This is a genomic window from Streptomyces sp. GL_141 (assembly GCF_057834385.1).
On record NZ_CM174402.1, the window covers coordinates 2,021,449 to 2,038,901 of the forward strand.

Sequence of the window (17,453 nt, forward strand, 5' to 3'; positions counted from 1 at the left end):
GATCCATTGAATATGTGCGTAGGTGCGCATGTGTGGATACATTGGAGGCCCGCCCCACCACCCGGCCCGAGAGGAACCGCATGCCGAGCGTGCTGCGCGACCGCACCTACCGCCGCCTGTTCGGCGCCCAGGTCATCGCCCTGACCGGCACGGGCCTGGCCACCGTGGCCCTCGGCCTGCTCGCGTACGAGCTCGCGGGCGCCGACGCGGGTGCGGTGCTCGGCACGGCGCTCGCGATCAAAATGGTGGCGTACGTGGCCATCGCCCCGGCGGTCGCCGCGGTGGCCGACCGGCTGCCGCGCCGGGCCCTCCTGGCCGGCTCCGATCTGGTCCGGGCGGGGGTCGCGCTCCTCCTGCCGTTCGTGAGCCAGGTGTGGCAGGTCTACGTCCTGATCTTCCTGCTGCAGACCGCCTCGGCCGCCTTCACGCCGACCTTCCAGGCCCTGATCCCCGATGTCCTGCCGGAGGAGCGCGACTACACGCGGGCCCTGTCCCTGTCCCGGCTCGCCTACGACCTGGAGAGCCTGTTCAGCCCCGCCCTCGCGGCCGCACTGCTGTCGGTGGTCACCTACGACCGGCTGTTCCTCGGCACGGCGGCCGGATTCCTCGGCTCGTCCGCGCTCGTGATGTCCGCCGTCCTGCCCCGGCGGGCGCGGGCCCGCGCCGGATCCGGGCCGGGTGCGTACGCCAAGGCCAGTGCGGGGACGCGCCTGTTCCTCGGCGTCCCGCAGCTGCGGTCCCTGCTGGCCATGAACCTCGCGGTCGCGGCCGCCGGAGCCGTGGTCACGGTCAACTCCGTCGTGTACGTACGGGATTTCCTGGGGCTGTCCGCCGAGTCGGTCGCCCTCGCTCTCGGCGCGTACGGAGCCGGGTCCATGTCCGTGGCCCTGGTCCTGCCGCGGATCCTGGAGAACCGCCCGGACCGGCGGGTGATGCTCTCCGGCGCCCTGCTGCTCCCCGTGGCGTTCGGCGCCCTCGGCATCATCACCTCGGCGCACGGCGGCGGTTGGCGGCTGCCCGCGCTGCTGGGCACGTGGGCGGTGTTCGGGGCGGCGTGCTCGATGGTGCTCACGCCCGCCGGCCGGGTGCTCCGGCGGGCCGCGCCGGAGGAGGACCGCACGGCGGTGTTCGCCGCCCAGTTCTCCCTGTCGCACGCCGCCTGGCTGCTGACCTATCCGCTCGCGGGCTGGGTCGGCGCGAAGGCCGGGCTCGGGTGGGCGACGGCGGCCCTCGGCGCGATCGCGCTCGCCGCCACGGTCCTCGCCGCCCGCCTCTGGCCGGCCGGGGCGGGACAGCCCGGCGCGGCGGGGGTGGAGGCCGCGGTGGTGGAGGGCGCGGGGGCCCGGGGCCGCGCACACGAGGCCGCGGCGGCCCGGGGCCACGTACACGAGCACGAGCACCGCGGGCTGCCCCCCGGGCATCCGCACCTCCGCGGGGCGCGCCCGGCCGGTGCGGGGTGGCGGCACAGCCACCACCACTTCACGGACGAACTGCACGCCGCCCACGGCTGAGCCGGATCGAGGGAGACCGCGCCGACGGCGCGGAGCCGACGCCGTAGGGCGACGCCATAGGGCCGACGGACTGAATTCGATCACCCGTTAGTCACAAGCGATCACACCGGCCGCACCCTTTCTGACTATTTGTGTGAATAGATCACCGCACTGCTCCTCCTTGGGGCGAGTCCTCCTCCCCGAAGGGCAGCAGATGCGACGTGTCGTGAGAGGCCGCGCCGTTGGCCCGTACCGGCGCCGGCGCACGGCGGCCGCACTCTCCGCGGTGGCCGCGTGCTGCTTCCTCTCCGCGGCGCCCTCCGCGGCATCGGGCCCGGCGGACCCCGACAGCACCGCGTCCGAGTCCCCCGCCTCCCCCACGCCGTCCGAGCCCTCAGCATCCGCCGTACCCGCGGTGCCCGCAGCCGGTACGCTGCAGCCGTCCGCGGGGACGGCATCCGGCGACGGCACGGAACAGGCGGCCGGGCCCGGGGAGGACGCCACCGGAGCCGCCGCCTCGCGGCTCCCGGAGAGCGCGGATCTGGCGGTGTCGGGCACCCTGCGGCCGACGGCGGCCGCCGACCGGGAGAGCGCCGCCTCGGCGGCGCGGGAGACGTTCGACTACGTCGTGACCGTGACCAACCGGGGACCGTCCACCGCCCGCCAGGTGCGCGTCACCGACCGCTTGCCGCTCTCCCTGGAATTCGTCTCGTCCCGGGACGGCTGCACCGCGAGCGGCCGGACGGCGGTGTGCGGGCCGTTGGCCACGCTGGCGGTAGGTGCCTCGCACGCATGGGTGATCACCGTACGGCTCGCTGCCGGCTACGGCGGAGACGGTACGGACATCGTCAACGAAGCGGTCGTCGACTCGGCCACCTCGGACCCGGACTCCCGGAACAACACCTCCTCCCTCACCGGCCTGGAGATTCCGCCCAGCGCGCGGACGGCGGACCTGTCGCTCCGCAAGACGGCGGTGCTCGCGAAGGGGCGGGAGCACGTCAGGCCGGGCGAGAAGTTCACCTACCTGATCACGGTGCGCAACGAGGGCCCGGCGACGGCGCGGCAGGTCCAGGTCACCGACCGGCTGCCGTCCTCGCTGGCCCTGCTCTCCTCACCCGACGACTGCGCGGCCGCGAAGGACGGGGAGCGCCTGGTGGTCTGTCCGCCGCTGGGCCGCCTGGGGGCCGGCGAGAAGGCGGAGTACCGGATCACGGTGCGCGCCGTCACCGGGGACCGGGCGGCCCGGCCGCCGGCCGGCAGGTGCACGCCCATCGAGAACATCGCACGCGTCACCTCGGCGAGCTTCGACCCCGACCTCTCGGACAACTCCAACCGGCCGGGGACCACGGGGCCGGGCGGCGGCCGGCTGTGCCTGGTGTCCGAAGGCCGGGAGCAGCACGACGGACCTGGCGGGCACGACGGGCACGACGGTCGCGGGGACGGCCATCACGGCCGCGGCGACCACCACGACGGCCGGGAGCAGCACGGCGGCCGCGGCGACCTGGCCGACTCCGGGGCCACGGTCCCGGCCTGGCTGCTGTGGACCTCCACCGCGCTGGTGGCCGCGGGAGCGGCGCTGCGGACGGCCTTCCGGGTGCGACGCCCGTGACCGGCGGTTCCCCGCGGCGGACGCCCTCCGCACGCCCCGGCGCACGGCGACAAGACGAGGAACGTTCCGGTATGACGATGCCCCGGACTGCCCGGTGGCGCAGGGCCGCCGCCTTGCTGGGTACAGCGGCGCTGGTCCTGCCCGCAGCCCTGGCCCCGCCCGCGACGGCGGGCACGGCCGCCTCGGCCGGCGCCGTCGGCGGCCACCGGCCCCGTGCGCTCGCCTTCCCCGTCAACGAGACCTTCGACAGCTCCACCAACCTCGGCAGCACCAGCGGCAACGCGAGCTACCCGGAGGGCAGCGGCTGGCTGCGGCTGACGTCCGCGAGCTCCGCTCAGGCCGGCACCTGGAAGCTGAAGGACTCCTTCCCCTCCAGCCTCGGCTTCATCGCCGAATTCGGCTACGCCACCTACGGGGGAACCGCCTTCGAGGGCAAGCGGGGTGACGGCCTGTCGTTCTACCTGGCCGATGGCGCCGCCGCCGACGGGACAGGCCCTTCCGGCGGAGCCCTCGGCTACGCCTGCACGGGCGCGGCGGACGCCTGCGCCGTCTCGGGCGTACCGGGCGCGTACCTCGGCATCGGGCTGGACGAGTTCGGCAACTTCTCCTCGAACTCGGTCGGCAACGGCGGCCCGGGCGCCCAGCCCAACAAGATCGTGGTGCGCGGCGGAGGCAGCGGAAAGACGGGATACCGCTTCGCCACGTCCGCCGACGGGCCCGGCAAGACCGTGGAGACCGGCAGCCGCGCCAAGGAGCGCACGATGCGCGTGTCCCTCCTGCCCAGCGGTACGAAGATGCTTCTGTCGGTGTCGTCCGACAGCGGCCCCGGCACGGCCATGACCGCGTTGATCACCGACTTCGACGTCACGGGCATCACCAACCAGCCGAAGCTTCCGGCCACCCTCAAGGTGGGGTTCTCCGGGAGCACCGGCGGCGCGACGAACGTGCACGAGATCAACGGCCTCCGGATCAACGTGCCGGCCGATCTGACCCTCGCCAAGACGGGCTCCCCCGCGAGCGTGCCCGCGGGCGGCGGACCGGTGACCTACACCCTGGCCGTCTCCAACAGCCAGGCCAACGAGGTCACCGGCGCCGCCGTGCGCGACACCGTGCCCGGACTGACCGACGTGACCTGGACCTGCCGCGCCGGCACCGGCGGGACCTGCGGACGGGCCTCCGGCAGCGGGAACGTCCTGGACACCACGGCCGACTTCCTGCGGGGCGGCTCCGTCACGTACACGATCACCGGTACGGCCCCGGCGCAGCCCGTCACCCTGTCGAACACGGCCACCGTGACCGCCCCGGCGGACCGTACGGACACCAACCCGGCGGACAACAGCTCCACGGCCGCGGCCACGGTGGTGACGGCGCGCGCCGACCTGGCCGCGGAGAAGGAAGGAGTCGGCTCCGGACCGGTGGTCCCGGGGCAGGAGTTCGCCTACCGGCTCACCGCACGGAACCTGGGGCCCTCCCACACGAGCGCCGTCCAGGTGTCCGACACCCTTCCCGGGCCGCTGCGGTTCGTCTCCTCCGCCGACGGGTGCACCGCATCGGGGCAGCAGCTGTCCTGCCCGGTCCGCGAGCTGCTGGGCGCCGGGGCGCGCACCTCGTGGACCGTACGCGTACGGCTCGACCCGGCCTACCAGGGGGACGGCTCGGACCTCGGGAACGTCGCGGTCGTGCGGCACGCCCTGCCCGACCCGCAGCCCGCGAACGACACCAGCGCGGCCGCCGCTCCACCCGGCGGAGTGGCGGCCGCGCAGGCCGATCTCTCGCTGGTGAAGGCCGTCGAGGCCCGCTCCCCCGTGGCGCCCGGGGAGACCTTCACGTACACGGTGACCGTCCGCAACGGCGGCCCGTCCACGGCCCGGAAGGTCACGGTCGCCGACCCGCTGCCGGCGGCGCTCGCGTTCGTCGCGTCGGCCGGGGGCTGCACCGCCGTCGGCCGGGACGTCACCTGCGCCGCGGCGGCGTCGCTGGAACCGGACGGGGTCCGGTCGTGGACCTTCACCGTGCGCCTCGACCCCGCGTACACCGGTGACGGGACGGGCCCGCTGAACACCGCGACCGCCCGCGCGGACACGGCCGATCCGAACCCGCTCGACAACAGCGGCTCCGCCGGTGTGCCCGGCGGGCGCGTCCGCCCGCCGAGCGCCGACATCGAGCTCGCCAAGCGCGCGACGGCGGGCTGACGGGGCGGCTCCCCCTGCCCGCCCTCCCCCGAACTCCCGTACAGCTCCCCCTGTACGGTCCTCTCCCGCACGAAACGGAACGATGCGCGATGACGACGACACCAGGCCGGCGGCCTGCGGTGTGGGCCCTGGCTCCGCTGCTCTGCGCCGCGGCCCTGTGGGCCGGACCGGTCCCCGGGGCCGCCGCCCTGCCCGGCGGAGGGCCCAGGATCGAGGTGACGGCACAGCGGGCCAAGGCTCCCGGTGACCTGATCACCTACACGCTGACCGCACGGAACAAGGGCCCGTCGGTGGCCCGCAAGGTCACCGCGACGGACAAGCTCCCCACCGGGATCTCCTTCGTCGGCTCCTCCGACGGCTGCACCGCCATCGGACAGACCGTCACGTGCGGGCCCGAGCCGCAGCTTTCCGCCGGGGAGACCAAGAGCTGGAGCTTCCAGGCCCGGCTGAGTCCCTCGTACCAGGGCGACGGTTCCGACCTCGGCAACAGTGCCACGGGCAGCTCCGAGGCCACCGATCCCGATCCCGCCAACAACAAGCCGGATCCGGTGCTGCCTCCGGGGCCGTTCGATCCCGTGTCGGACCTGGCCACCGTCAAGACCCCGCTGGGCGCGGGGCCGACGGTGCCGGGCCAGGAGTACGAGTACGAGGTCCGTACGACCAACAAGGGCCCCTCCGACGCGCGCAACGTCGTGGTGACCGACGCCCTGCCCGTCGGGCTGGACTTCGTGTCCTCCGCCGACCCGTGCGCGGTGTCCGGACGGACCGTCACCTGCGGTCCGCTGGCCCGGCTCGTCCCCGGCGGCGAGGTGGTGTGGACCTTCAAGGTGAAGCTGGACGCCGCCTACGCCGGTGACGGCAGCGACCTGCGCAACACGGCGACCTCCGCCTCCGCGTCCAAGGATCCGGAGCCCGCCGACAACACCTCCCGCGCCGTGCTGCCGCCCGGTGGGGTCACCGTCCCGCAGGCCGACGTGTGGACGACCAAGCGGCCGGCCGACGACACCCCGGTCGCGCCCGGGCAGACCTTCGCGTACGTGGTGAGCGCGACCAACGACGGCCCGTCCCGCGCCCTCGGCACCACCGTCACCGACAAGCTGCCCGCGCAGCTCGCCTTCGTCTCCTCCCCCGACGGCTGCTCGGTCACCGACGGTACGGTCACCTGCGGCCCGGTGGCGGTACTGGAGCCCTCGGACTCCCGGACCTGGCGGTTCACCGTCCGGCTGGACAGCGGGTACACCGGCAACGGATCCGACATCCGCAACACGGTGACCGCCACCTCGCGGACCAAGGACCCCCGGCCGGAGAACAACACGAGCAGCCCGGCGGGCCTGCCCGGCAGCACCGTCAACAAGCCGACCGCGGACCTGGAAGTGGTCAAACAAGCCGTCGGTACCAAGCCGCCGGTGCCCGGCGAGAGCTTCGACTACCGGATCCGGATCACGAACCACGGCCCCTCGGCCGATGCCTTCAACGTCAAGCTGTCCGACGACCTCCCCGAGGGCCTCTCGTACGTGGCCTCCTCCCCCGCCGGCTGCACCGTCGCCGGGCATCTGGTGTCGTGCAAGCGCACCAGCCCGCTCAAGGTCGGTGAAACGGTCGAGTACCTGCTCACGGTCAAGGTGGATCCCGCCTACGCCGGGGACGGCAGCGACCTGAGGAACACCGCCCAGGTGACGGCCGACAACATCGACCCGGCGAGCGGGAACGACAAGAGCACCGCGACCGTGCCCGGCGGGCACGTCACGGAGCCCGCCGCGGACCTCGCCATCACCAAGAAGCCCGTCCAGACCAGCCCCGTGGCTCCGGGCGAGACCTTCGACTACGCCCTGACCGTCACCAACAACGGCCCCTCCCAGGCCGAGCAGATCACGGTCTCCGACACGCTGCCGACAGCACTGAGCTTCGTATCCGGCGACGCCACGTGCACTTCGGGACGGACCGTCACCTGCGGCGCGCTGCCGCGGCTGGCGCCCGGAGCGTCGATGACCTGGGTGATCAAGGTGAAGCTGGACCCGGAGTACACGGGGAACGGCTCCGACATCCGCAACACCGCCACCGTCGACTCCCTGACCGGCGACCCCAAGCCCGCGAACAACACGAGCGCGGCCGCCGGCCCGCCCGGCGGCACGGTCAAGGACCCGACGGCGGACCTGGAGGTCGGCAAGACGACCCCCTGACCCCGCACCCCCACGGAGGGCCGGCAGCGCACCCCGCGCTGCCGGCCTTCCGGCGTACGCCCACGGGGGCGCCATCGGGGGACGCAGCCAGGGCCGCCGCCGGGGGCGTAGCGCGGATTCACCCGAATGGCGGCGCTCGAATGTCCCATCGCTCCCCCGCCACGGACGCTGGGCGCAATGCAGGACCCTCGGCGTCCCGCCCGACGAAGGAGCCTCTCGTGGCACAGGCAACGCCCCCCAGCAGGGCCCCCAACAGCAGCTACACCCGTGACGGGCAGAACCCGTGGGCCGCGAGCGGCACCGTGTTCGCCGGCGTGCTGATGCTCGTCGAAGGCGTCCTCGGCATCCTGAAGGGAATCGTCGGCATCGCGAACGACGACGTCTACGCGCGCGTCGGCGACTACACCTTCAAGTTCGACGTCACCGCGTGGGGCTGGATCCACCTGGTCCTGGGCATCGTGCTCGTGGTCGTCGGCGCGGGCATCCTCAAGGGCGCGGACTGGGCCAGGGTCACGGGCGTGGTGATCGTCGCGCTGGACATCATCCTCAACTTCCTGTGGCTGCCCTACACGCCGCTCTGGGGCCTCATCTCGATCGCCATCGGCGTCTTCATCATCTGGGCCCTGTGCACGGACAAGGGCGACGCCCGCTCCACCTCCTCCTGATCGGCGCACCGAGGGCGTCCTTGCCGTCCACCACACCGGCCGTCGGCCGGTGTGGTGGACGGCAAGGACGCCCTCGGTGCGTTCATACCTCTGAGTGAGGCCGGTGGCGTTCTCGAGGGGCGGGGGCGGACTTCTGCCTAGGGTGACTCCCGGTGGGCGGGCGGCCGCTCCCATCGGCGTGTCGACTCATGTACGGGAGCTGGTGTGGCGCAGCAGCACACGACGTCACTCCGGCTCCGGCTCCGGTACCGCTTCGACCATCTGGTCTCGGGCGGAACGACCGCGCTCATCGGCTGGCTCGCCCTGGCCTGCCTGGCCGTCGTCGTCCCGGCGAGCATGGTCCTCGTCTGGTCAGACCGGTCCGCTCCGGCCACGCTCTCCGGCCGGCTCACCGCCGTGTGGGTCAGCGTCGGCCAGACCCTGAAGATCGGGGGCGCCGTCGGCTCCCCGCTCTACGTGCTGGCCTCCGTGTCCCTCGCGCTCGTGGCCCTGCTCTTCGTGTCGACCCTGGTCAGTCTGATCACCACCGGGATCAACCAGCGCATCATGGCGCTGCGCCTCGGTCACTCCACCGTGCTGGAGACCCGGCACACCGTCGTACTGGGCTGGTCGGACCAGGTCTTCCCCGTGATCGGGGAGCTGGTGGCCGCGAACGCGAACCAGCGCAGGTCCGCCATCGCGGTGCTCGCCCCGCAGGACAAGGTGGGGATGGAGACCGCGATCTCCACCCGCGTCGGGGACAGCGGCCGGACACGGATCATCTGCCGCAACGGGAGCACCACCGACCCCACCGAGCTGTGCCGGGTGAGTCCGCGCACCGCGAAGGCCGTGCTGGTGCTGCCTCCCACCGGGGACGGCGGTGACGCCCACGTGGTGAAGACGCTCCTCGCCCTCGACGCGGCCGTGCCCGGGTCCGGCGAGGGGGAAGCGGTGGTGGTCGCCGCCGTCCGCGACTCCCGCAACCACGCCACCGCCAGGCTCGCCGCCGGGCCCGCGGGGCACGTCCTGTGCGTCGACGACATCGTCGCCCGGCTTCTCGTCCAGACGGCCCGGCAGCCCGGCCTCTCCCTCGTCTACTCGGAGTTGCTGGACTTCGCGGGCGACGAGTTCTACCCGGTCGCCGCCGGGGACCTCGTGGGGCGGGCCTTCGACGAGGCGCTGCTGTCGTTCGCCACGTCCTGCGCGGTCGGCCTGCTGCACGCCGACGGGAGCGTCACCCTCAATCCCGCCCGGGGGGCGGTGATCGGCCCGGCCGACCGGATCATCGTCATCGCGCGGGACGACGACACGGCCGTACGGGCGGACGCGGCCTCCCTCGCCTCCCTCGTGGAGGAAGGGGCGATCGTGTCGCCGGGGCCCAGGGCGGCACCGGCCGAACGTCTCCTCCTGCTCGGCTGGAACCGCCGAGCCCCGCTCGTCATCGAGCAGCTCGACCAGTACGTGAGCCCGGGGACGACCCTGGACGTCGTGGCGCTCGGCGCGTACGCGGCCTCGTACGGCGCGCAGTCCGTCACCGCCGCGCGCTCCCGCCTCGAAGTCTCCCTCCACACCGGCGACATCACCGATCCGCTCACCCTGGCCAAGCTGGACGTGCCCTCGTACGACGGCGTGATCGTGATCGGTGAGACGGAGTACGAGGCCCTGGACGCCCCCATGGCCTCCCCCGCTCCGGCGACGGACACGGATCCGGAGGGGCGCGCGGACGACAGGACGCTGGTGACCCTGCTGCACCTGCGGGCCATCGGGCATGCCGCGCAGCGGGAACTCGCGCTCACCACCGAGATGTCCGACGACGGCAACCGGCTCCTCGCGCCGGCCCGGGGCGGCGCGGACTTCATCGTGAGCGGCCGGCTGATCAGTCTGCTGATGACCCAGATCTCGGAGAGCCCCTATCTCTCCGAGGTCTTCGAGGAGTTGTTCACGGCGGAGGGGCACGAGTTCCACCTCAAGCCGGCCGCGGACTACGTCCGGGCCGGCTCCGAGGTCTCGTTCGCCACGGTCGTCGAGTCGGCGCGGCGGCGCCGGGAATGCGCGGTCGGCTACCGGCTGCGCGCACGGAGCGCCACGGCCCCCGACCACGGGGTGCGGATCAACCCCGACAAGCGGGAGCGGATCCGGTTCTCCGAGGAGGACTGGGTGATCGTGCTCGCCGAGAGCTGAGGGCCGGGGGCCGAGGGCCGAGGGCCGCACCGGAGCCACCGGTGCAGCCGGGGCTGCACGGGCAGCGCGGGCGGCCGCTACGCGGTGTGGACCTCCAGGGCGGTCCGTACCGCCGATTCCAGGGCTCCCTCGATCCACGCGGGCTTGATCGACGTGTGGCATCCGGCGAAGTGCAGGTTGCCCTCGGCCTTCCGGACGTGGGGGAAGAGCTCGGTGTGCTGGCCGGGCAGCAGGACGGAGGCCTCTCCGTAGGCGTACGGGTCGCGCATCCAGGACTGGGTGCGGCCGACGCCGGTGTAGAACACCTCGATGCGCTGTCCGAACACTTCCTGGACGCCCGCGAGGGCGCGCGGGTAGCGCTCCTCGTCGTCCAGGGAGTCCCACTTCAGGGCGTCGTCCGACCAGCTGTAGGAGGCGAGGACGACTCCGCCGGCGCTGCCTTCGACCGGGTAGGAGGGCTGGAACATGAAGCGGTTGGGGTTGTCGGTGGCCGAGCCGCCGCCGATGACGCCGGCCGCCTCGGGCTGGTCGCGGCTGACCACGCGGCTGGCGGCGTAGTGGGAGCGCTGACTCGTGGAGATGTGGCCCTCGGGCACGGAGGAGTGGGCGCCCATCAGGGTGCCGTTCCCCGGGGTCTGACCCGTCTGGTACTTCCGGTACAGGCCGGGCTGCACCGCCTCCAGCTCGCGCTTCCAGTCGGCCTCGTCGAACTCCCACCAGCGGCGGCTGAATTCGAGCAGCACCTTGGTGGCGGCGTCGTAGTGCAACTCGGTGACCGCCCGCCGCTTGCCGTAGGAGAGCGCGGGGGTGATGGGGATGTGGCGCAGTCCGGAGAAGGGGACGGTGATGATCGCGGTGTCGGCGGTGAAGGTCTCGCGCCGTACGGGGCTGCCGCCGCGGCCCTCGGAGACGGTCTCCACGGTGACCTTGCCCTCGCCGTGGGTGATGCGGGTGGCGCGGCGGTCGAGCCGTACGAGGTCCTTGACGCGGGCGTACATGGCGTCGGCCAAGGTGGCGGTGCCGCCGGGCAGTTCGTAGAAGGCGGTGTCGGGGCTGATCAGCGAGGCGCCGATGAAGCTGTGCACGAAGGCGAGGTGCAGGCGGGAGGTGAGGTTCTCGACGGTTCCGATCAGGTCGATGGTCCGCTCGTCGAGCTTGGCCTCCTCTGTCAGGAAGCGATACATCGACATGTGGCCGTAGCGCTGGATGACGCGTGCCCAGCCCTCGACGAGTTCCCTGTCCTTCTTGCCCTCGATCTCCCCCCGCACCGGGGCGAAGGCATCGCGGACGATCTGCGAGGCGGGCACGGACTCGTACGCCTGCGGGACTCCGAAGGAACGATTGAGCACCTGCGGGGCGCGCGCGTAGTCGGCGCGGCGGACGCGGATGCCGTTGACGTGGATCCACGTCCGGTACGCGGGACGGCCTGCCGCGTCCACGTCGACCAGGTGGAAGCGCCGGCGCTTGAGGCCGAGGCCGTCCATCAGGCCGGTGACCAGCGGGTGGCTGTCGGGGATGCGCATCGCGCCGGCCTCGGCGTACTGCTTCGGGTCGGCGAAGGGCTGCGCGGCCTTCTCGTGGCCGCCGGTGCGGAAGGTCTTGATCCGGCCGCCCACCCGGTTGCCGTTCGCCTCGATGACGGTGACCTGATGGCCGGCTTCGCGCAGGAGGTGTGCGGCGGTGAGGCCGGCCGGTCCGGCGCCGACGATCAGCACCTTCTTCGCGGGGCGGCGCGAGCGCGGCAGGCCGTTCTTGAGGAGGATGTCGGCGTAGCGCGGTACGAGCGGCCGGTCCTCGTCGTCCCGTACGAGGATGGCCCGCGCGATCGTCAGGCAGGCGCCCCAGTCGGCGACCGCGGCACCGGGGACGGCCTGCGAGGTCTCGGCGGAGGTGACGGCGACCGTCAGCCCGCCGGCCGCGGCGACGGCGGCCGCGCCGGCGATGACGGTCCGGCGGGAGGGCCTGCGGGAGGGCGCCGGTGCGTGCTCGCCGGGGGCGCCGGAAGCGTCGGGGGTTTCGGGGTTGGCATCGGGATCCATGATCATGACCCAACTCTTGCCGCCCGCCCGGGCCGGAAGGACCGGAAAGCGCTCGCGCGGGCAAGGACCACCCGGACGTGCGTCGCGCGCCGCGCCGTGCTGACGAACTGGGTTTCGTACGGGCCACTTTGGAGCGGTGCCCGTTGCCCTCAGAGCGCGGGGAGCGGGACGGAGGCGGTCAGCACGGCGCCCTCTCCGGGCGACGACTCGATGGTCAGGGTCCCGCCGAGTTGCCGCATCCGGACCCGCATCGCCGGGACGCCGTGTCCGCGCAGGCCGGACGGGGCCCCGGGGAGGGCGACGGGGTCGAATCCCCGTCCGTTGTCCGCGACGTCGAGGACGACTTGGTCGTCGAGCCGGGTGAGGGTGAGCACGGCGGTGGTGGCCCCGGAGTGCTCCCGTACGTTGGCCAGCGCGCCCTGCGCGACGCGCAGCAGTGCGGACTGCACGCGTTCGGGCAGCGGTGCGGTCCGCCCGCCCGCGTCGATGTGGACGCGCACCGTGAGTCCGGCCCCGGACTCGCGTTCCGCGAGGGCGTGCAGGGCGGTGTCCAGGCCGCCGCCGCGGGCGAGGTCGGCGGGCGCCAGGTCGTGCACGAACCGGCGGGCCTCCGCGAGGTTGAGCTCGGCGATGGACGCGGCGGCACGGACATGGCCGCGGGCCTTGGCCGGGTCGGCGTCCCAGGTCCGCTCGGCGGCCTGGAGCAGTATGTGCTGGCTGGACAGGCCCTGGGCGAGCGTGTCGTGGATCTCCATGGACAGGCGCTGGCGTTCGGCGAGGGTTCCTTCGCGGCGCTCGGTGGCGGCGAGCTCGCGGCGGGTGCGGACGAGGTCGTCGATGAGGGCGTGCTGGCGGGCCGCTTGCCGTTGCATGTGGAGAAAGACGGCCGTGGTGAGCGCGGCGACGGCGGCCGGTCCGATCACCAGGTCGAGGTTGAAGCGGGGGGCCAGTGTCAGCTGCGCGAAGATCACGAAGAGCGTGAGGAACGCGACGAGGACGTATGCGGCGACGGGCGGCAGGGTGCGCAGCACGGAGTAGAAGAGCGGGACCGCGACCCACGCGAAGCTGGGCGCGAGGAGGACGAGGACGGCCCACACCGTGACGACCGTGCCCAGCCAGGCCAGCCGGGGGGCGGGAGGCCACGGTGCGCGGCCGTGGACCGGGGACGCCGCCTTCACCGTGAGGGAGGGGCCGAAGGCGTAGAGGACGGCGAGCACCACGGCGAGGGCGATCACCCAGGGGGCGCGGGCTTCCTGGGTGTGCCGCTGGACGAACCGGACCATCGACGTGCCGACCAGCACGAAGAACGTGACGCGCATAACCAGCGCGAGCCGCCGGTCGTCCGGGTCGCTGCCGGGAACCGCCGTGCCGGAGGGGCCGTTGGGGTCGGGCCGCACGTGCGCCTCCTGGCTGAGTCCCCGCATTGGACAAACAGCCACATTGTCGCCGAACGGGTCGGTGCCGGGATAAAACGATCGGATGACCCGCGTGTCACCCCTATGGCCCGCGGGCCACAGAGGCGTACGGAGCGTACGGAGCGTCAGGAGGGCGGGGTCGCCCGCAGGATGGACGAGAGGGTGCGGTCCAGGATGTCGGGGACGTCCTTGACCTTGAGGTGCCGTGCGTCGGCCTCGGCGCCCGCCGCGTGCAGCAGGCTGTAGAAGGTGGTGACCAGCCAGGAGAGCGGGAGGTCGGTGCGGAACACCCCCTCCGCCTGACCCCGGACCAGGACCCGTTCCACGCGCGCGAGGACCCTCTCGTGGTGCGCACGGCGGCGGGCCGGCGTGATGACCCCTTCGGAGGCGGCCAGCAGGAACGCGTGGCGCTCCAGGATCCGCCAGCCGGACCGCACCAGGCGGGAGAAGGCCTCGTCCGCCGGGCCCTCGTCGAGCCCCTGGGCCTGGAGGGCGGCGTCCGCCTGTCCGACGGAGTGGTCCAGTACCGCGTCGACCAGGGCCTCGCGGGACGGGAAGTGCGCGTAGAGCGTGACCCGGCTGACCCCGGCCGCGCTGGCGACGGCGCTCAGGCTCACGCCGGGGTCCCGCCGGAAGCAGTCGATCGCGGCGGCGACGATGGCCGCAATGCTCCGCTCCGCATCCGCGCGGCGGCGGGGCTCCCCCCGCTCCACTGCGGTAGCGCGGCGTGCTTTTTGAGACGGCGTGGACATGAGTGGGAGCGTATGCCACCTCCTTCGCGGCACGCCAGGTCGGCCTTGACCCCCTGCGGGCCGGGCCGGCGCGGGGGGCGGGCCGGTACGCGCCGCCAGGGGCTCCTGACGGGCCCTCAACTTGAACAGCACTGTACAAAATACGGGCTCCGTGCGTACCGTAAGCCTGACAGCACTGTTCAAGTTAAGGAGCATGCGGTGAACCCGGAGAGTCACACCCACACCGATCCGGCCGGGGCCGGGCATCCCCTCCGCGCCGCGACCGCGCACCACGGGCCCGCGGAGACCGGAGCACCGCCGGACCCGCGCCGGTGGCTGGTCCTCGCGCTGCTGTGCACGGCGCAGTTCATGCTCATCGTCGACGTCACCGTGGTGAACGTCGCACTGCCCACCATCGGCGGCGAACTGGGGCTGAACGCCGGCGCGTTGACCTGGGTCGTCACCGCGTACACGCTGTTCTTCGGCAGCCTGCTGCTGCTCGGCGGCCGACTCGGCGACCTGCTCGGCCGGCGCCGGATGTTCCTGGTGGGCCTCACGCTCTTCACCGCGGCCTCGCTGGCCTCCGGACTGGCCGAGAGCGGCGGCGTACTGATCACCGCCCGGGCGGTGCAGGGCATCGGCGCGGCCGTGATGTCGCCCGCGGCCATGGCACTGGTCATGACGGTGTTCGAGGGGCCCGAGCGCAACCGGGCGCTCGGCGTCTGGGCCGCGATCGGCGCCACCGGCGCGGCCTTCGGCGTCCTGCTGGGCGGGGTGCTGGTGTCCGGACCGGGCTGGGAGTCGATCTTCTTCGTCAACGTGCCGATCGGCCTCGCCGTGCTGCTGGCGGTCCCCGCCCTCGTCAAGGAGGCCACGGCCACCGGGCACGGATCAGCCCCCACCGGCTTCGACCTGCCGGGTGCGCTGACGATGACGGCCACCCCGGCCCTGCTCATCTACGGCCTCGCCCAGGCCCGGGACAACGGGTTCGGCGACATCGGCGCATGGCTCCCGCTGCTGGGCGCGCTCGTCGGAGCCGTCCTGTTCGTCGTCGCGGAGCGCTCCGCCGCCGCCCCCCTGGTGCGGCTCCCGTTCCTGGCCCGGCGCTCGCTCATCGGCGGCTGCCTGCTGATGCTCGCCGCGTCCGGCGTCCTGATCTCGGCGTTCTTCCTCTGCTCGCTCTACCTCCAGCACGTCCTCGGCTTCAGCGCGCTGCGCACCGGCCTGACGTTCCTGCCGGCCGCCCTGGCCACCCTCGTCGGCGCGCACCTCGGCTCGCAGGCCGTGGCGCGGCTGGGATGGCGGGCGACCGCCACCGGCGGCATGGCGGTCGCCGTCGCCGGGGCGCTCCTGCTGACCGGCCTGGAGCGGGACGGCAACGCGTGGACCCAGGTCATGCCGGGCTTCATCCTGCTCTCGTTCGGGCTGGGCGCCGGCTTCGTCTGCGCCGTCACCAGCTCCCTGCACGGCGTCGAGCACCAGGACGCGGGACTGGGCTCCGGCCTGGTCAACACCTGCCACGAACTGGGTGCGTCCCTGGGCATCGCCGTGGTCGCGGCGGTCGCCGGCGCGAGCCTCGAGGGCGCCACCCCGTCGGTCGACGGGTTCGCCGGCGCCTTCACCGCCTGTGCGGTCATCGCCGCCGTGGCGGCCGCGGCCGGCCTGACGCTGCTCCCCGAGGGCCGCCCCGACCCCTCGGCCGGGCCCGTGTTCGCCCACTGACCGGGGCCGGGGGGTCCGGTCAGCTCCGGTCCCGCACCGCCAGGGCTTCCCCGGCCCGCAGCGCACCCGCACCGGACCCGACGAGGCAGACCTTCCCGTGGTGCGTTTCGTCCAGCACCTCCCGCGGGTGCCCGTACCACTCGATCTCCGTCAGTTCCACGGTTCCGTCCGCCGGAGAGGGCAGCTGGTAGAGCGTCCCGGCGCGCGCGGAACCGTACAGGCTCCGCACCACGCACACGGCCCGTGCGGCTTCCTCGCTCACGACCGAGATGACGAGGAGCCGGTGGGCGTCAGGACTCACCACGGCGCGGACTTCGGCACGCGCCACCACCACACGCGGGTCCGCGGCGCCCGGCCGCGGGCGGTGCGCACCCACGGGCCTCCGTCACCAGACCCAGGCGGGACGAGAGCTGCCGGTTCAGGCGTCACCTCTCAGCCGCCGGGCGATGTCGATGTCGTTCTGGAGCGCGCTGAGACGGGGAAACGGCTCGCGGGTGGCGTCCAGCACGCAGACGTGGAGCTTGTCGCCGGCCTGCGGCGGCGCCACGTTCTCGTCCCGCCAGGACGGATGCTTCACCTGGTCGATGAATCCGAAGAGGCCGGCGGATCCGTCCACTTCCACCTTCGCGCCCACGGGAGCGACCGCGACGACCGTCACGTCGAGTTCTTGGTGGTCACGGAACCTCAATCGGGCCCTCCAAAGATTTTGACCCAGCTGCGGTTCTGGGTGAGTTCGTCGAACCGGTCGAGCTTGTCCACCGGTCCCAAGGAACCGACGGGCGGCCCATCGCCGCCGCCCGGGAAGCCGCGGGCCTCACGGTTCGTCTCCGGGGTCCGGGTCACGGCGATCCCTGCAAGTAGACGCGGATCCGGTCGAGCCGGGAGGCCTCGGCGGTGAAGGAGATCGAGCGGGTCGCGCTGGTCACCGACACCCGCTGGCGACCCGTCACCGTCTCGGTGAGGCACACCGTGCGGTCGTGGAGATCCGGGTGCTCCGCGGCGATGCCCGCCATCCGCAGTTCGTCCACGCCACTGAACACGACGAAGAAGCGAAGGGTGTTGTACGTCCCCTCCTGCCAGTCCGGCTCGGGGTGATCGGGCAGCCGCGAGCTCTCGAAGCCAAGGGTGACCGACGTCTCGCGCTCGTCCACGTGCACGTAGTACAGCGGGCAGGAGGAGAGATCCGGTGGCGCGTCGTACAGCACCGCGAGTTGCGGCCACGGGGGAAGGCTCAGGCTCATCTCGGACTC

General features: G+C 73.1%; 13 protein-coding genes. 7 read left to right on the plus strand and 6 right to left on the minus strand.

Features of this window, described 5'->3' with window-relative positions:
• Positions 1-80 precede the first annotated feature (80 nt).
• From AC3IX6_RS08575 to AC3IX6_RS08600, 6 genes are all read left to right on the plus strand, one after another.
• The gene (locus tag AC3IX6_RS08575; protein ID WP_489371375.1) at positions 81-1,511 is read left to right on the plus strand and encodes an MFS transporter; all 1,431 of its coding nucleotides are present in this window, start codon (positions 81-83) and stop codon (positions 1,509-1,511) included.
• A gap of 193 nt (positions 1,512-1,704) precedes the next feature.
• Positions 1,705-3,099, plus strand: a complete 1,395-nt coding sequence (locus tag AC3IX6_RS08580) for a hypothetical protein (RefSeq protein ID WP_489369635.1) — start codon at positions 1,705-1,707, stop codon at positions 3,097-3,099.
• Positions 3,100-3,170: 71 nt separating this feature from the next.
• Positions 3,171-5,291: a hypothetical protein gene (locus AC3IX6_RS08585; RefSeq protein WP_489369636.1), complete on the plus strand. Its 2,121-nt coding sequence runs from the start codon at positions 3,171-3,173 to the stop codon at positions 5,289-5,291.
• Between the two features lie 89 nt (positions 5,292-5,380).
• Positions 5,381-7,471, plus strand: coding sequence for a DUF11 domain-containing protein (locus tag AC3IX6_RS08590; protein WP_489369637.1), 2,091 nt, complete (start codon positions 5,381-5,383; stop codon positions 7,469-7,471).
• Between the two features lie 218 nt (positions 7,472-7,689).
• A complete protein-coding gene (locus AC3IX6_RS08595) occupies positions 7,690-8,136 on the plus strand; it encodes a DUF7144 family membrane protein (protein ID WP_489369638.1) in 447 nt (148 codons plus the stop codon).
• A gap of 204 nt (positions 8,137-8,340) precedes the next feature.
• The gene (locus tag AC3IX6_RS08600) at positions 8,341-10,296 is read left to right on the plus strand and encodes a CASTOR/POLLUX-related putative ion channel (RefSeq protein ID WP_489369639.1); all 1,956 of its coding nucleotides are present in this window, start codon (positions 8,341-8,343) and stop codon (positions 10,294-10,296) included.
• 77 nt (positions 10,297-10,373) lie between these two features.
• Here AC3IX6_RS08600 and AC3IX6_RS08605 read toward each other — a convergent pair whose 3' ends face one another.
• The 3 genes from AC3IX6_RS08605 to AC3IX6_RS08615 form a co-directional block, all read right to left on the minus strand.
• Entirely contained in the window at positions 10,374-12,341 is a 1,968-nt protein-coding gene (locus AC3IX6_RS08605; protein ID WP_489369640.1) for a flavin monoamine oxidase family protein, read from the minus strand.
• Positions 12,342-12,484: 143 nt separating this feature from the next.
• Complete coding sequence (locus tag AC3IX6_RS08610) at positions 12,485-13,759, minus strand: sensor histidine kinase (protein ID WP_489369641.1); 1,275 nt, start codon at positions 13,757-13,759, stop codon at positions 12,485-12,487.
• Between the two features lie 116 nt (positions 13,760-13,875).
• Positions 13,876-14,502 carry a TetR/AcrR family transcriptional regulator gene (locus AC3IX6_RS08615; protein WP_489369642.1) on the minus strand — a complete coding sequence of 209 codons (627 nt, stop codon included), beginning with the start codon at positions 14,500-14,502 and terminating at the stop codon, positions 13,876-13,878.
• Positions 14,503-14,700: 198 nt separating this feature from the next.
• Here AC3IX6_RS08615 and AC3IX6_RS08620 point away from each other — a divergent pair, with 198 nt between their 5' ends.
• Entirely contained in the window at positions 14,701-16,203 is a 1,503-nt protein-coding gene (locus tag AC3IX6_RS08620; RefSeq protein ID WP_489369643.1) for an MFS transporter, read from the plus strand.
• Positions 16,204-16,222: 19 nt separating this feature from the next.
• Here AC3IX6_RS08620 and AC3IX6_RS08625 read toward each other — a convergent pair whose 3' ends face one another.
• From AC3IX6_RS08625 to AC3IX6_RS08635, 3 genes are all read right to left on the minus strand, one after another.
• Positions 16,223-16,579 carry a hypothetical protein gene (locus tag AC3IX6_RS08625; protein WP_489369644.1) on the minus strand — a complete coding sequence of 119 codons (357 nt, stop codon included), beginning with the start codon at positions 16,577-16,579 and terminating at the stop codon, positions 16,223-16,225.
• A gap of 42 nt (positions 16,580-16,621) precedes the next feature.
• Positions 16,622-16,891, minus strand: coding sequence for a hypothetical protein (locus AC3IX6_RS08630; RefSeq protein ID WP_053676276.1), 270 nt, complete (start codon positions 16,889-16,891; stop codon positions 16,622-16,624).
• Positions 16,892-17,042: 151 nt separating this feature from the next.
• Positions 17,043-17,444 (minus strand): Imm50 family immunity protein, encoded by a 402-nt coding sequence (locus tag AC3IX6_RS08635; RefSeq protein WP_489369645.1) that lies wholly within the window; start codon positions 17,442-17,444, stop codon positions 17,043-17,045.
• Between the last annotated feature and the right edge of the window lie 9 nt (positions 17,445-17,453).

Bases quoted from the DNA above. Each gene is read 5' to 3' on its own strand.
- AC3IX6_RS08575 (WP_489371375.1), top strand. From the start codon at position 81: ATGCCGAGCGTGCTGCGCGACCGCACCTACCGCCGCCTGTTCGGCGCC.
- AC3IX6_RS08580 (WP_489369635.1), top strand. From the start codon at position 1,705: ATGCGACGTGTCGTGAGAGGCCGCGCCGTTGGCCCGTACCGGCGCCGG.
- AC3IX6_RS08585 (WP_489369636.1), top strand. From the start codon at position 3,171: ATGACGATGCCCCGGACTGCCCGGTGGCGCAGGGCCGCCGCCTTGCTG.
- AC3IX6_RS08590 (WP_489369637.1), top strand. From the start codon at position 5,381: ATGACGACGACACCAGGCCGGCGGCCTGCGGTGTGGGCCCTGGCTCCG.
- AC3IX6_RS08605 (WP_489369640.1), bottom strand. From the start codon at position 12,341: ATGATCATGGATCCCGATGCCAACCCCGAAACCCCCGACGCTTCCGGC.
- AC3IX6_RS08610 (WP_489369641.1), bottom strand. From the start codon at position 13,759: ATGCGGGGACTCAGCCAGGAGGCGCACGTGCGGCCCGACCCCAACGGC.
- AC3IX6_RS08615 (WP_489369642.1), bottom strand. From the start codon at position 14,502: ATGTCCACGCCGTCTCAAAAAGCACGCCGCGCTACCGCAGTGGAGCGG.
- AC3IX6_RS08635 (WP_489369645.1), bottom strand. From the start codon at position 17,444: ATGAGCCTGAGCCTTCCCCCGTGGCCGCAACTCGCGGTGCTGTACGAC.